The following is a 14962-nucleotide window of genomic DNA, read 5'->3' as shown; positions in this document are numbered from 1 at the left end:
CGCGCCGGGGGCGGCAGCGGGGGTGGCGGCAGCGGGGGTGGCGGCGGCGGGCCAGCCCGGGCCTGAAAGCGTCGCACCATGAACGTCTTTTCCTGGCTTGGCGCGGCGATGGCCGATGGCCGGCGCGATCGTGCGGGCAACAACGAGGCGCGCCTGCTGCCCGAAGCGCGCCTGTCCGGCCCGATGCCCTGGGTGATCGCCATCATGATCGCGCTGACGGTGGTGGCGGCGGCCAGCGGCCTGGCCCTGCGCAACGCCGCGCAGACCGCGAGCGCGGACGTCGAAGGCGGCGTCACGGTCCAGGTCGTGTCCGCCGCGCCGGCCGAGCGCAACCGGCAGGCGCTGGCCGCGCTGGCCACGCTGCGCGGCGCGCCGGGCGTGGTCTCGGCGCGGGTCGTGCCGCAGGAGGAACTGAACGCGCTGGTCGAACCGTGGCTGGGCACCCGCCCCGGCGACGACGTGGAAGCCCTGCCCATCCCCGCGCTGCTCGACGTGCGCCTTTCCGGCCATGCCACGCCCGACCGGATCGCCGCGCTGCGCGCGCGGGTGGCGCGCAACGCCCCGGCCGCGCGCGTCGATGCGCAGGCGGGCTGGCTGACCCCGGTCTTTTCCGCGATCCACGCGCTGCAATGGCTGGCTGGCGGCTTGATCGCGCTGCTGGCGCTGGCCACCGTGGCCGCCGTACTGCTGGCCTCGCGCAATGCGCTTGGCAATCATCGCGATACGATAGAGATCGTCCACATGCTGGGCGGCACCGACAACCAGATCGCGCGGATCTTCCAGCGCAGCATGGCGATGGACGCGGCGGCGGGCGGCATTGTCGGCCTGCTGGTGGGCCTGATCGTGGTGGTGCTGCTGGGCCGCCAGTTCGCGGCGCTCGGCTCGGGCATGACCACGTCCGCCGGGCTGCTGTGGAGCGACTGGATCGTGATCGCCGCGATTCCGCTGGCTGGCGTGGCGCTGGCGGTGGTGACGGCGCGTGTTTCGGTGCTGCGCAACCTGAGGCGCATGCTGTGAGGCGGCTGCGCAAGCCTCCCGGCCTGTTCCGGCGCATCGCGTCGCTGGCGATGCTCGCCTGGGTGCTGGGCTTCCTGTGGTTCGCGCTGCTGCTGCCCCAGCCGGCCGACGACCGCACCACCGACGGCATCGTCGTGGTGACCGGCGGCGGCGGTCGCATCCCGCGCGCGCTGACGGAACTGCGCGCCGGCCACGCGCGCAAACTGCTGATCGCCGGGGTGGACCGCGAAGTGAAGCCGGGCGAATTCGCGGCCGAATACGGGGTGGAGCCGCGCCTGCTGCAATGCTGCATCACGCTGGGATACGATTCGGTCGACACCCGCTCCAACGGGCTGGAAGCGGCGCGCTGGGTGGCGGCGCAGCGCCTGCATTCGATCCGCCTCATCACCACCGACTGGCACATGCGCCGCGCCGCGTTCGACCTCGCCGCCGCATTGCCCGACGATATCGTGATCGTGCGCGATGCCGTGCCGTCGCGCCCTTCGCTGCGCATCCTGTTCCTAGAATACAACAAGCTGCTTGCCCGCATCGGCGCATGGGCCGCCGGCTGGTAACAAGGACAAGCGCCACCATGACGTCTCCGATGGCACCGCCGCAGCCGCGCGGCAGCATCCTCGATATCCCGCGCAGCCTGGCGTTCTACCTGGTGTTCTACACGGGCACGGTGTTCCTGGTGATCTGGGTGGCGCTGATGATGTCCGTCTCCGAACATCGTTTCCGCTCGGCCATCCGCAGCTGGGGCAAGTATCACCGCGCCTGCTGCCGCTATCTGCTGGGCATCCGGCGCGAAAGCAACGTCGCCCACCCGCGCGGCGGCGTGCTGTACGCGATCCGGCACGAATCGTTCTATGAGGCGATCGAGCTGCCCGCCACGTTCGATACGCCGGTCGTCTTCGCCAAGATGGAGCTTATGCGCCTGCCGCTGTGGGGCAAGGCGGGGGTCCGCTATGGCCTGATCGGGGTGGAGCGCGATGCCGGGGCAAAGGCCCTGCGCACGATGCTGACGGAGGCGCGCCGGCTGATCGCCAACGGCCGTCCGCTGGTGATCTTTCCCGAAGGAACGCGCGTGCCGCACGGTTCGGCCGCGCCGCTGCAATCGGGCTTCGCCGGGCTTTACAAGCTGCTGAACCTGCCCGTGATTCCGGTCGCGGTGAACAGCGGCCCGCTCTACCATCGGCTGTGGAAACGATCGGGCACCGTCCGCTATCACTTCGGCGAGGAGATTCCCGCCGGGCTTCCCCGCGACGAGGTGGAGGCCCGGGTTCTGGCGGCGCTCAACGTGCTGCATGACTGACGCCCCCGAGCCGCCCGAAGAAGCCGGCGAAGAAGCGCCGCCCCGCCGTTCCCCTCTCGCAGTGCTGGGGCCGGGTCTCGTCACCGGCGCGGCCGACGACGACCCCAGCGGCATCGGCACTTACAGCCAGGTCGGCGCGCAGTTCGGCTATGGCATGGCGTGGACGCTGCTGTTCAGCCTGCCGTTGATGACCGCGATCCAGGAGATTTGCGGCAGGATCGGCGCAGTATCGGGGCGGGGCATAGCCCACAACCTGCGTGACCATTACCCCCGGCCGCTGCTGCGGGGCGTGGTCATGCTCCTGCTGATCGCCAACGTCATCAACCTGGGTGCCGACCTGGGCGCGATGGGCTCGGCGCTCACCCTGATCCTGCCCGGCCCCGACATGCCGTTCATCATCGGCTTCGGGCTGCTCAGCATCGCGCTGGAAGTGTTCGTCAGCTATGCCCGCTATGCGAGCATCCTCAAATGGACGACCCTGTCGCTGCTGTCGTATTTCGCGGTGGCGGCCGTGGCGCACGTATCTTGGGACGATGCGGCCCGGGGCGTGCTGATCCCGCACCTGGCCTTCGACAAGGCCAGCGTGATGGCATTGGTGGCGGTGCTGGGCACCACGATCAGCCCTTACCTGTTCTTCTGGCAGGCCGGGCAGGAAGTGGAAGAACAGCGCCGCCGCCACACCAAGCCGCTCTGCGTGGCGCCGCGCACCGCCGGCGCGGAGCTGCGCCGCATCCGCATCGACACGCTGGTGGGCATGGTCTTTTCCAACCTGACCGCGATCTTCATCGTCATCGCCACGGCGGCAACGCTGCACCGGGCAGGCATCACCGAAATCGACAGCGCGGTGCAGGCCGCCTCCGCGTTACGTCCGCTGGCCGGAGACTTCGCCTTCGTGCTGTTCGCGCTGGGCATTGTCAGCACCGGCCTGCTCGCCATTCCGGTGCTGGCCGGCTCGGCCGCCTATGCCGTCGCCGAAACCTTCGACTGGAGCGAGGGGCTGGATCGGCGCCTGCGCGAAGCCAAGGCGTTCTATGCCGTGATCGCGCTGGCCACGGCGGCGGGCATCGCGCTCAACCTGCTGGCGATCGATCCGATGCACGCACTGTACTGGGCCGCGGTGGTCAACGGGCTGCTGGCGCCACCGCTGATGGTGGTGACCATGCTTATCGCCCGCAATCCGCGCGTAATGGGCGCCTTCGTCATCTCGCCGGCGCTGGCGCTCGGCGGCTGGCTTTCCACCGCCGTGATGGCGGCCGTAGCCCTGCTATTCCTGCTGGCCTGACCGTCGGTCCGTGCCCGCGTCGTGAACGCGACCGAAATCGGGACGCGCATCGTCCTGGCCCTGCTCGATGATCGAGCGGCGGATCGCGCGGGTGTGGGCGAAGTGGTCGAACAGCGCCGCGCCATCGCCGACCCGGATCGCTTTCTGCAACCCCATCAGATCCTCGGTGAAGCGCTGGAGCATGTCGAGCACCGCATCGCGGTTGTTCAGGAACACGTCGCGCCACATCGTCGGGTCCGACGCGGCGATGCGGGTGAAATCGCGGAAGCCGCCGGCCGAATACTTGATGACCTCGCTCTGCGTCACCGCCTCGAGATCCGACGCGGTGCCGACGATCGTATAGGCGATCAGGTGCGGCAGGTGGCTGGTCACGGCAAGCACCAGATCGTGGTGTTCGGCATCCATGATATCGACGCGCGCGCCCAGCGTTTCCCAGAATGCGGCCAGCCGCGCCAGCAGCGCCGGATCGGCATCGGCGGGTGGCGTCAGGATGCACCAGCGGTTGCGGAACAGCGTGGCGAAGCCCGCGTCCGGCCCGCTCTGCTCGGTCCCGGCAACGGGGTGCGCGGGGATCACCGCATGGCCCGGCAGCGCGTCCGCCAGCGCGCGCGCCACGCTGGCCTTGCTCGATCCCACGTCAGTCACCAGCGCGCCGTGCGGCAGGTCCGCCGCGAGTGCCCGTGCGGCAGCACCCATCGCGCCCACCGGCACGCACAGTACGACAAGGTCCGCTTCGCGCACCGCCTCGCCCGCGCTTTCAGCGATCGTATCGCACAGCGCGATCTCCCGCGCGCGCCGGCGCACGGCGGCATCGGCGTCGAAGCCGCTTACCGTGGCATCGGGCGCGTAGGTCTTGACCGCGCGGGCGACCGATCCGCCCAGCAGGCCCAGCCCGATCACCGCAACGTGGCGGAACGGCGCGGGCGCGGACGTCGTCACTTCGCCGTCTCGCACATCTGCCGCAGCGCGGCCGCGATCTCGTCCATCTGCGCTTCGGTGCCGATGGTGATGCGCAGCGCCTGCGGCAGCCCCTGCCCCGGCAGCCAGCGGGTGATGTAGCCGTGCTCCATCAGCCCCAGATAGGCCGCCTCGGCGCTCAGCGCGCCTTCGAACAGGATCAGCACGAAGTTCGCCTCGCTCGGCAACGGACGGATGCCGTGGTTGCCCAGCGCGTTGAGCGCCGCCACGAACTTCGCGCGCTGCGCGGCATTGTGCCGGCGCGATGCCTCCACGAAGCTTTGGTCCGCCACCGCTGCCAGCCCGGTTGCCTGCGCCGTCAGCGACAGGTTGAACGGGCCGCGAATGCGGTTGAGCATGTCGACGATCGCGGCGTCGCCCGTCGCCCAGCCGATGCGTTCGCCCGCCAGGCCATAGATCTTCGAGAACGTGCGCGTCACCAGCACGTTCGCCGCGCTGGCCGCCAGGGCAAGCGCGCCATCGTCATCCCCCGGCGCGACATATTCGGCATAGGCCTGGTCGATCACCAGCAGCACGTCCGGGCGCAGCGCGGCGTGGAGCCGGGCGATCCCTTCGCGCGGCAGGAAGCTGCCCGTGGGATTGTTGGGATTGGCGAGGAACACCACCCGCGTCCGCTCGGTCGCGCAGGCCAGTAGCGCGTCGACGTCGGTGCCATAGTCCGCGTCCGGCGCCACCACCGGCACCGCGCCGCACCGGCGCGCGGCGATGTCATAGACCGAGAAGCCATAGCGGACGTAGACGATCTCGTCCCCCGGCCCGGCGTAGGCCTGCGCCGCGATGTGCAGCAGTTCGTCCGAACCGGTGCCCATGACGATGCGATCGGCGGAAATGCCGTGCAACGCGCCCAGCGCGGCGCGCAGATCCTTGCTGTCGGGATCGGGATAGCGCGAAGGTTCCCCCGCGCCGTGCCCTGCACCACCACGCGCCGCGAGCACGGCGGCGCTGGTGCCCAGCGGGTTCTCGTTCGCCGAAAGCTTGATCAGCGGACGCCCGTCGGCCCCGGTGGACTTGCCGGGAACATAGGCGTGGATCGCCTTGATCCATTCCTTGGGTTGCGGCCGGTCCGGGGATGTCTGCGCGTCTGCCATGATGCGCCGGGCATTAGGCGGCGTGGACAAATTCCGCAACGGGTAGCCCGCGCCTGCCGTTCAGGCCGCCTCGGTGCGCAGGGCGGCTCCGTTCCATTCGCTCGCCAGGCTGAACGCGGGCAGCATGACGCGGCCGTCCTCGCTGCGGGTGATCAGCATCGGCCCGGCATGGCCCGGCGTCTGGGTCAGGCCCGCCGCCGTCAGGGCATAGGGCGAAACGCGATGGCGCGTACACAGCCCGCCATTGCCATCCGCCACCATTTCCTGTTCGAACTCAACACCTTGCTGGTGCTTGCGCGAACGGCGCACCGTGGCGATGACCAGCTGGCCGTCACCCAGATCGAGCACGAATTTCGTGCCCAGTGGCACGTCCACCATGCCCTCGATCAGCGCGCCGGATACCGACAGGTTGCGCAGCACGATCGGATAGTAGTGATCTTCGTGGATCGCGCCGATCCGGCGGAACATCGCCTGCCGGTCATGCCGCTGCCGCGCGGGTCCGGACGGGGCGATGATCCATCCATCGCCATCCAGCCGGGCCAGGAAATCGTCGTTGGTGATCGCGGGGCTGTAGATGAAGCCCTGCACATGGCTGACTTCCAGGCTTTTCATCAGATCGAACTGGTCGAACGATTCGACGCCTTCCGCCGTCGTTTCCATGTCCAGCGCCTTGGCCAGCGCCACGATCGCGGCGATGATCGCGCGGTTGCGCGATCCCGAACCCGTCGCGCCGCGCACGAAGCTCTGGTCGATCTTGATCTTGTCGAACGGCGCGGTCTTCAGATAGGCGAGCGAGGAATAGCCGGTGCCGAAATCGTCGAGCGCCAGGCGAACGCCCAGATCCTTCAGCGCCCGGAACATCGCGTCGGTGGTCCCGCCTTCCTGCAGGAACACGCCTTCGGTGATTTCCAGTTCCAGCCGGTCGGGCTCCAGCCCCGACGACGCCAGCGCACTCGCCACCAGCGCGGGCAGGGACGAATCCGCGAACTGGATGGGGGAGACATTGACCGCCACGCGCGCGTCGCCCGGCCATGAGGCCGCGTCTTCACACGCCTTGCGCAGCACCCATTCGCCGATGCGGCAGATCAGGTGCGATTCTTCGGCGATCGGGATGAACCGCGCGGGCGAAATCCAGCCCTGCTCGGGATGATTCCAGCGCAACAGCGCCTCCATCCCGACGATCTGGTTTGACGTGGCTTTCACGATCGGCTGGTAGTGCAGTTCGAGCTGGCCTTTCGGCAGCGCGTCGATGAGGTCTTCCTCCAGCACGCGGCGATCTTCGGCCGCCTTCAGCAGGTCGTTCGAAAAGAAGCGGAACCGGCCGCGCCCGCTGCCCTTGGCGGCATAGAGCGCGAGATCGGCGTTGCGCACCAGTTCCTCGCTGGCCTGCCCGTCGAACGGCGCGACCGCCACGCCCACCGACGCGCCGATGGTGCAACGGCTGCCTTCGATCGAATACGGCTGCGAGATGCTGCTGATGATCGAGGTGGCCATGTCGCCCAGCACGCCGCGATCTTCCTGATCGGGCAGGATGACCTGGAACTCGTCGCCGCCCAGGCGGCAGACCTTTTCCTTGTCGCCCACGATCTTCACCAGACGATCGGCCACCTGCTTGAGCAGCGCGTCACCGGCGGCGTGGCCCAGCGTATCGTTGACCTGCTTGAAGCGGTCGAGGTCGATCAGCATGATCGCGCAAGAGCGCCGCTGCAGTGCGTAGGCGGTCAGCGTGCGTTCGAGCACTTGCGTCATGCGGCGGCGGTTGAGCAGCCCGGTCAGCGGATCGTGCATGGCCAGCCGCGAGCTTTCCTCGGCGGATTCGCGCTCGCCGGTAATGTCGGCGCAGTGCCCGCGAAAACCCGTGAAGGTATTGCCATCGCTCTGCGGTTCGCCCGAGATCGACCACCAGCAGCCCCGTCCCCCGGCCTCGCTCCGGGCGATCACGCGCTCGAAGCGGCCCCGGCGGGCCAGCGCGAAGGACAGCGCCCGCTGGCTGTCTCCTTCGGCTTCGCGATCGGGCGGCAGGAACAGCTCCAGGAAAGGCCGGCCAATGAGGCCGTCCTCGCCGCCGCCGAGCAGCGCCTGCGCGGCGGGCGACATGTAAGTCAGCCGCCCCTCGCCATCGGTCGTCCAGAAACTGCCGAGGCCCAGATCCTCGTAAGCGAAACAGAGAGCCGCCGCATCCCCTTGCGACATGCGCCGCGCCCGGGAGTTTCCTTCTCCTGCACCGGACCGACGCCCCAACAGACTTCTTAGCTTGTTGCTGCCCACTACGTAGTCTTTCGTATGCTCTGGGTGTTGAGCCGAAGTGACCTCAGTATCGACCAGCGGTTGCAAAGCTCTTAAGCGCCGCGCATTTTTCCAACGGCGGACCTTTCCGGGCGCCTGTCGCGCCCTCCTTTTGCGCCAGACAATAAAAGAGGCCGGAGTGGGCTAGCACTCCGGCCTTAGTCTGTTCGCAGGAGGAACATCGTCTGGCGGGGTCGGGGGAGAGAGGGAGAGGATCACACCCCCCGCCCCGCCAAGCTCGGTAACTCAGTAGTTGTAGGCGCGTTCGCCGTGCTCGGTGATGTCGAGGCCTTCGCGTTCGGCTTCTTCGCTGGGACGCAGACCGATGGTCTTGTCGAGGGCGAAGAAGAGGATCGCGGAGACACCGCCCGAGAGGACCAGCGTCAGCAGCACGGCCTTGATCTGGGTGAAGACCTGGGCCGCCATGTCGTACTTGCCGGCAACGGCGGGGAACACGGTGTAGTCCACCCAGCCCTGGCCGCCGAACGCCGGGTTGGCGACGATGCCGGTGCCGATCGCGCCGACGATCCCGCCGATGCAGTGCACGCCGAAGACGTCGAGCGTATCGTCGTACTTGAGCGCGTTCTTCACGGTCGAGACGAACAGGAAGCAGATCGGCGAGACGACGAGACCCAGGATGATCGAGGTCATCGGCGCCGCGAAGCCGGCGGCCGGAGTGATCGCGACGAGGCCGGCGACGGCACCCGAGGCGGCGCCCAGCATCGAGGGCTTGCCGTGCTTGATCTGCTCGACGATCGCCCAGGAAACGGCGGCGGCGGCAGTGGCGACGAAGGTGTTGATGAAGGCGAGTGCGGCCAGGCCATTGGCTTCGAGGTTCGAACCGGCGTTGAAGCCGAACCAGCCCACCCACAGCAGCGAGGCGCCGATCATGGTCATGGTCAGCGAGTGCGGCGGGGTGGCTTCCTTGCCATAACCCACGCGCTTGCCGATCACGAGGCAGCCGACGAGGCCGGCGATACCCGCGTTGATGTGAACGACGGTGCCGCCCGCGAAGTCCAGCGCGCCCCAGCCATAGAGCAGACCGGCATCGGTCGGCGCATCGGCCAGGAAGTCAGGACCGGCGAAGTACCACACCATGTGGGCCATCGGGAAATAGACCAGCGTCAGCCACAGCACCGTGAAGATCATCAGCGGCGTGAACTTCACGCGTTCCGCGAACGCGCCGACGATCAGCGCCGGCGTGATGCAGGCGAAGGTCATCTGGAAGATGACGTAGGCATATTCGGGAATGTAGACGTTGTTCGAGAACGTCGCGGCGTAGGTCGAGGCCGAAACGCCGGCCAGGAACATCTTGGAAAGGCCGCCGAAGTACGGCGAACCGCCGGTGAAGGCCATCGAATAGCCCCAGCTCACCCAGCACAGGGCGGCGACCGACACGATCATGAAAACCTGCATCAGCACGCTGAGCATGTTCTTGGTGCGAACGAGACCGCCATAGAACAGCGCGAGTGCGGGAATGCTCATCAGGAGGACGAGCGTGGCCGAAAGCAGCATCCAGGTGGTGTCACCCTTGTTGACCATCGTGGCCATCTGCTCGGCGGTCGGCGCCTTGATCGGGCCGGCCTGTGCGAAAGCGGCGGTAGAAGCGAAGAGCGATACGCCCACGCCCGCAACGCCACTGATCATCTTACGGATCATATGGGTTCCCCTCGTGTCGGAAATCAAAGCGCGGTGTCCCCGGATTCACCGGTGCGGATGCGCGTGGCGGAAGCGAGATCCAGAACGAAGATCTTGCCGTCGCCAATCGCTTCGGTGCTGGCGGTCTGCTGGATCGTCTCGACGATCTGCGGAGCGAGGTCATCGCTGGCCGCAATCTCGATCTTCACCTTGGGCAGCATGTTGGTGGAGTACTCGGCGCCGCGATAGATTTCGGTTTGCCCCTTCTGCCGACCGAAACCTTTCACTTCCGACACCGTCATCCCTGCCACGCCCAGAGCCGACAGTGCTTCACGCACTTCGTCCAGCTTGAACGGCTTGATGATGGCGATGATGAACTTCATTCACGCCCCCCTTTCCAGGCCTCTACGCCGGGCGACCCGCCGGCGAGATTTCTCAAAGCAAAGGGCGTGCCATTTACCGAAAGTTCAGGAATCCGAGGATTTTTGGACGCAAATTCGCCCGCGCCGGCCGCAATCAGCCCGAATCTTGTGCAAAACGGACCTTTTGCCTAATTTTTAGGCAGACCGCAGCGCCAGGCGCGCCCAAACGGGCAGATGATCGGAACCGACCGCCGACAGCGCGCTGTGGTGTACGCCCAGGTCTTCCACCTGCCATTCGCCGCTCACCACGATCCGGTCGAGCTGGGCCACCGGCCGCCGCGCCGGAAAGCTGCGCCCCGGTGCAAGCAGGCGCCAGCCTTCCTCCAGCCCGCGAAAGGCGCCGCGCGCCGCCGACCATTCGTTCATGTCGCCCATCAGCACGGTGGGCGCCGCGCCGGCGCAGCGCTCCACATGATCGCAAATCGCCTGCAACTGGTGCCGCCGGCGCAAGCCCGACAGATCCAGATGCATCCCCACCACCCGCAGGCGGGCCTGCCCCACGCGCAGGTCCGCGCAGATCGCACCGCGCGGTTCCAGCGTCGGCAGCGGCACCGCGCCCACCGCGTCCACCGCGATCTCGCGGCGCACCAGCAGGACGTTGCCGTGCCAGCCGATGCTCGCCGGGCGGGCGCCACCGCCGCGTCCGGTCATCGCCCCGTTCGGGGCGATCGGGCGCCAGGGGCTGTGCTCGAGGATTGCCTGGCGCGAAAGCACCGCCTCGCGCGTGCCGAACCGGCGATCGGCTTCCTGCAGCGCGATCACGTCCGCGTCGATCTCGCGCAGGATGCCCAGGATGCGATCGGGATCGCGGCGCCGGTCCAGCCCTACGCCCTTGTGGATGTTGTAGCTGGCGAACGTAAGCCGCACCGCCGGGGCCGCAGTCAGCGCAAGGCGTTGAGCGCCGGCACGATCGGACCGGCGATCACAGGAAGTCCTTCAGCGTCTTCATGAAGCGGCCGAACTGGTCGTGGTGCAGCCAGTGCCCGGCGTTCTCGAACTCGATCACCGTGGCGTCGCGGAAATGCCGGATGCGCCCGTCACGCTCGGGGTTGCCCGCCCACGAATCCGCACCATTCAGCAGCAGCGTGGGACAGGTGATCGCTTCCCACAGCTCGTGCTTGCGCTCGTTGCTGATGTCGAACGGATGGTCGAGATGGACGTAGGGATCGAACTTCCAGGTGAACGTCCCGTCCTCGTTGCGGTTGATCCCGTGCTTGGTCAGGTGCCGCGCCTGCTCGTCGGTCAGATAGGGGTTTTCCGCCTTCATGCGCGCATAGGCGTCTTCCAGCGTGGGATAGCGGCGCGGCAGGCGGCCGGCGGCCTTGCGCTTTTCGGCGATGTATTCGCGGATGCGCCGCGCGAAGGGCACGTCCTTCATCCGCATTTCCCATTCGGGCGTGGGGAAGATGCCCTCGATCGCCACCAGCTTGCGCACGTCTTCGGGAAACAGACCGGCATAGCGCAGCGAGACGTTGGCCCCCCACGAATGCGAGACGATCGTCACCGGCGCCAGGTTGAGCTGGTGGACGAGCTGCGCCACGTCATAGACCATGTCCATGGTGCGGTAATTGCCGTCGGAAACCCATTCGCTGTCACCGTGGCCGCGGTGGTCCATGGCGATGACGTGCCAGTCCTCGCGCAGGGCCTCGGCCGTCCAGTCCCAGCTGCGGCAATGGTCGCGCCCGCCGTGGATCAGCAGCAGCGGCGGCTTTTCAGTGTTGCCCCAGTCGACATAGTGCAGCCGCAGCCGCTGCGAGACGAAGCTCTGCGAAGTGGGTCCCAGCAAATCCATCCTTCCCTCCTGCCTTTTCGTTGGGTGCAGTGCAACAGGAGACGCGCCGGAAGTCCACCCTTATGGCGGCGGCCGGCGGCTATCTTTCCTTGGTCGCGGAAAAGGCCAGCTCGGGGTTGCGCTCCTGCTGGTAGCCCACATCCCAGGCCGAGCGCGCCAGGAACACCGGATCGCCATCGCGGTCCTTGGCGAGATTCGACAGGTTGAAATCGGCAAAGGCCTTCAGCGCCTCGGGCGAGCCTTTCAGCCAGCGCGCGGTGTCGAACGGCGATGGTTCCAGCACCGCTTCCACCTTGTATTCCGCCTCCAGCCGCGAAATCAGCACGTCGAGCTGGAGCTGGCCGACCACGCCGACGATCCACTGCGCGCCGATCTCCGGGTAGAACACCTGGATCACACCTTCTTCGGAAAGGTCGTCCAGCGCCTTGCGCAGCTGCTTGGTCTTGGTCGGGTCCTTCAGCGCCACACGCCGCAGGATCTCCGGCGCGAAGTTGGGCAGGCCGGTGAAGCGCACGTCGTTGCGTTCGGACAGGGTATCGCCCACGCGCAGCGTGCCGTGGTTGGGAATGCCGATGATGTCGCCGGCTTCCGCCGTATCGGCGATCTCGCGGTCCTGCGCGAAGAACAGGATCGGGGAATGGACCGCGATCGGCTTGCCGAGCCCCGACGGAGTCAGCTTCATCCCACGCTTGAACGTGCCCGAAACCATGCGCATGAACGCGATGCGATCGCGGTGCTGCGGGTCCATGTTGGCCTGCACCTTGAACACGAAGCCGGTCACGTCGGGCCGCTCCGGCGTGATCGTGCCCTGCTCCGACGATTGCGGGCGCGGCGGCGGCGCGTATTTCGCGATCGCGTCGATCAATTCGGCCACGCCGAAGTTCTTGAGTGCCGATCCGAAGAACACCGGGGTCAGGTCGCCATGGCGATAGGCTTCGAGATCGAATTCGGGATAGCCCGCCTGCGCCAGCTCGATCTCCTCGGCGATGTCATCGGGAATATCGGCCGCCGGCTCCACCTTGCCCAGGAATTCGCGGCTGTCGCCCTCGGGCCGGCTGATCTGGTTGGTGGCGAGGTTCAGCACGCCCTGGAACAGGCCGCCCATGCCGATCGGCCACGCCATCGGCACCACATCGAGCGCCAGTGCATCGGCCACTTCGTCCAGCGTCTCGAACACCGAGCGGCCCTCGCGATCGACCTTGTTGACGAAGGTGATGATCGGCACCGAACGCATCCGGCACACTTCGAACAGCTTGCGCGTCTGCGGCTCGATGCCCTTGGCCGCGTCGATCACCATGATCGCCGAATCGACCGCGGTCAGCGTGCGGTAGGTGTCTTCGGAGAAGTCCTCGTGGCCCGGCGTGTCGAGCAGGTTGAAGACGATGCCGTCCTTCTGGAACGTCATCACCGAAGACGTGACCGAGATGCCGCGCTGCTGCTCGATCTTCATCCAGTCCGACCGCGCGCGCCGCGCCTGCCCGCGCGCCTTGACCTCGCCCGCGAGATGGATCGCGCCGCCTTGCAGCAGCAGCTTTTCAGTCAGCGTGGTCTTGCCCGCGTCAGGGTGCGAAATGATGGCGAAGGTGCGGCGATTGGACATGGGATGCGCCCCTAGCCGAGGGGCCGCCCGGCGTCCATCGTCCAGCGGGCCAGGACGCTAACGCTGGCCGCCCAGACAGGCTTTCAGCGCCGCCACTTCCCCGGCATCGAGCGCGCGACCGCCTTGCGCCGCGATTTCAAGGCGACGCCGCGCGCCCTGATCGATCACGTCCACGCGCAGGGTCCGCGCCGCGTTCCACGCGCGGCGGTGCCCTGCCGTCTCCGGTACGGCGCTCCAGCCGCCAGCCAGCGGCACGCGCTGCATCATGCAGCCTTCGAGCTGCGCCGCCGCCAGCGCCGAATTGGCGAACAGGACGTTGCGGATCTCCGTCTCCTGCCGATGCCGGCCGTAGGTGCCGGCGAAGACCAGCAGCGCCGCCAGCACGCCCAGCAGCAGTATCCACGTCCGTCTGGCCGAGCGCGGCGGCGCGGTTTTGGTGGCGGCCTCGCTCACGCCGCCCGCACCGTCACGTCCATGCGAAAATGGCGCCGCTCGCCCGGCGGTAGCAGCACCACGCCCGGCCGCTCGCGGAAATCGCCGTCGAAGCCCACCACATCGGCATGGCCCTGCCACGGTTCGATGCACAGGTAGTTCGCCCCCGGCTTCTGCCACAGCCCCAGCATCGGCGTGTCCGGAAACGCGATGTCCAGCCACGATCCGCCGTCCGCGCCATAGCACAGCGCCCGGCTGGCGAGATCGTCCCAGATCAGCGCGTCATCAGCGAACAGGTCGGGCGAGAGCGCCAGCTCCCGGCCCTTTACCGGGGTGGCGCGCGGTTCGGGGGCGACCAGTCCGCTGGCCGCGTCGAGCACGCGCAGCGCGGCCGGCTCGTCCCGTTCGAACACCACGCGGTGCGCGTCCTTCGCCGCGCCGCCGGGCAGCGGCCAGGCGAAGGCGGGGTGATACCCGAACGCGAACGGCAGCGGCCGGGCGCCGGGGTTGGACACGGTGGCGGTCATGCGCAGTGTCGCACCGTCCACCACGAAGGCCATCTCCAGCACGAAGGCGAAGGGATAGACCGCGCAAGTCGCCGCGCTGTCGGTCAGGCGAAAGGTGACGCGATCGTCGTCCCGCGCCGCCAGCTCGAACGGCATCCGCCGCGCGAAGCCGTGGCGCGGCAGCGTGAAGGTATCTCCATCGATGCGATAGCGGTCCCCCGCCAGCGCCCCCACGATCGGGAACAGCAGCGGCGCGTGACCGGTCCAGAACGCCGGATCGGCGTCGGTCATGAACTCGCGGCCCTGGGCATCGCGCAGCGACCACAGTTCCGCGCCCAGCGGATGGACCCGCGCGGTCAGCGCGCCGGACGCGATGGTGACGAGGTCTTCGGATACGGGATTTTCAGGCATGGTCCCTCACGGCAAGCCGTCCTCCTGCGCAGGTGCAGCATGGCGGCTTGCGCGTGATCTGTCGACCTATCCGCGCAGCACACCGCCCAGTTTGCCCGCCGCCGCAACCACCTTGTCGGCAATCGCCTTGAGCGCGGCATCGTCGTAGCTCTTCTCGCCCGGCTGGAGCGTGACTTCCACCGCCAGCGACTTCTGCCCCTCGGGCACGCCCTGGCC

General features: G+C 67.8%; 14 protein-coding genes. 4 read left to right on the top strand and 10 right to left on the bottom strand.

Going from position 1 to position 14962, the window contains the following annotated elements; translation table 11 throughout:
- The first annotated feature begins 78 nt into the window (after positions 1-78).
- The 4 genes from B3547_RS21215 to B3547_RS21200 are packed head-to-tail and all read left to right on the top strand — an operon-like array spanning position 79 to position 3593.
- Entirely contained in the window at positions 79-1017 is a 939-nt protein-coding gene (locus B3547_RS21215; RefSeq protein WP_223806742.1) for a cell division protein FtsX, read from the top strand.
- A 50-nt stretch (positions 1018-1067) separates the two neighbouring features.
- A complete protein-coding gene (locus B3547_RS21210) occupies positions 1068-1571 on the top strand; it encodes a YdcF family protein (protein WP_124810529.1) in 504 nt (167 codons plus the stop codon).
- Positions 1572-1588: 17 nt separating this feature from the next.
- Entirely contained in the window at positions 1589-2311 is a 723-nt protein-coding gene (locus B3547_RS21205) for a lysophospholipid acyltransferase family protein (protein WP_233497444.1), read from the top strand.
- The gene (locus B3547_RS21200) at positions 2304-3593 is read left to right on the top strand and encodes an NRAMP family divalent metal transporter (RefSeq protein ID WP_125954388.1); all 1290 of its coding nucleotides are present in this window, start codon (positions 2304-2306) and stop codon (positions 3591-3593) included. The genes B3547_RS21205 and B3547_RS21200 overlap by 8 nt, the downstream gene beginning before the upstream one ends.
- Here the strand turns inward: B3547_RS21200 and B3547_RS21195 are convergent.
- The 10 genes from B3547_RS21195 to B3547_RS21150 form a co-directional block, all read right to left on the bottom strand.
- Entirely contained in the window at positions 3576-4532 is a 957-nt protein-coding gene (locus B3547_RS21195; protein ID WP_292966799.1) for a prephenate/arogenate dehydrogenase family protein, read from the bottom strand. The genes B3547_RS21200 and B3547_RS21195 overlap by 18 nt on opposite strands.
- The gene (locus B3547_RS21190; protein ID WP_292966797.1) at positions 4529-5659 is read right to left on the bottom strand and encodes a pyridoxal phosphate-dependent aminotransferase; all 1131 of its coding nucleotides are present in this window, start codon (positions 5657-5659) and stop codon (positions 4529-4531) included. Before B3547_RS21190 ends, B3547_RS21195 begins: the two co-directional genes overlap by 4 nt.
- A 60-nt stretch (positions 5660-5719) precedes the next feature.
- Positions 5720-7852, bottom strand: coding sequence for a putative bifunctional diguanylate cyclase/phosphodiesterase (locus B3547_RS21185; protein WP_125954385.1), 2133 nt, complete (start codon positions 7850-7852; stop codon positions 5720-5722).
- Positions 7853-8191: 339 nt separating this feature from the next.
- Positions 8192-9592, bottom strand: coding sequence for an ammonium transporter (locus tag B3547_RS21180; RefSeq protein WP_414690601.1), 1401 nt, complete (start codon positions 9590-9592; stop codon positions 8192-8194).
- Positions 9593-9627: 35 nt separating this feature from the next.
- A complete protein-coding gene (locus B3547_RS21175; RefSeq protein ID WP_124810512.1) occupies positions 9628-9966 on the bottom strand; it encodes a P-II family nitrogen regulator in 339 nt (112 codons plus the stop codon).
- A 174-nt stretch (positions 9967-10140) separates the two neighbouring features.
- Positions 10141-10872, bottom strand: coding sequence for an endonuclease/exonuclease/phosphatase family protein (locus B3547_RS21170; RefSeq protein ID WP_124810513.1), 732 nt, complete (start codon positions 10870-10872; stop codon positions 10141-10143).
- 55 nt (positions 10873-10927) lie between these two features.
- The gene (locus B3547_RS21165; protein ID WP_124810514.1) at positions 10928-11797 is read right to left on the bottom strand and encodes an alpha/beta fold hydrolase; all 870 of its coding nucleotides are present in this window, start codon (positions 11795-11797) and stop codon (positions 10928-10930) included.
- A 79-nt stretch (positions 11798-11876) separates the two neighbouring features.
- Positions 11877-13397 (bottom strand): peptide chain release factor 3, encoded by a 1521-nt coding sequence (locus tag B3547_RS21160; RefSeq protein ID WP_125954382.1) that lies wholly within the window; start codon positions 13395-13397, stop codon positions 11877-11879.
- A gap of 57 nt (positions 13398-13454) precedes the next feature.
- The gene (locus B3547_RS21155) at positions 13455-13850 is read right to left on the bottom strand and encodes a hypothetical protein (RefSeq protein WP_292966793.1); all 396 of its coding nucleotides are present in this window, start codon (positions 13848-13850) and stop codon (positions 13455-13457) included.
- Entirely contained in the window at positions 13847-14746 is a 900-nt protein-coding gene (locus B3547_RS21150) for an aldose 1-epimerase family protein (protein WP_292966791.1), read from the bottom strand. Before B3547_RS21150 ends, B3547_RS21155 begins: the two co-directional genes overlap by 4 nt.
- Between the last annotated feature and the right edge of the window lie 216 nt (positions 14747-14962).

Origin of the sequence: Novosphingobium sp. UBA1939 (genome assembly GCF_002336885.1) — a bacterium.
In the GTDB taxonomy this organism is placed as follows: domain Bacteria; phylum Pseudomonadota; class Alphaproteobacteria; order Sphingomonadales; family Sphingomonadaceae; genus Novosphingobium.
The sequence above is the reverse complement of the archived record's forward strand: the minus strand, read 5'-3'. Positions and strand labels throughout refer to the sequence as shown.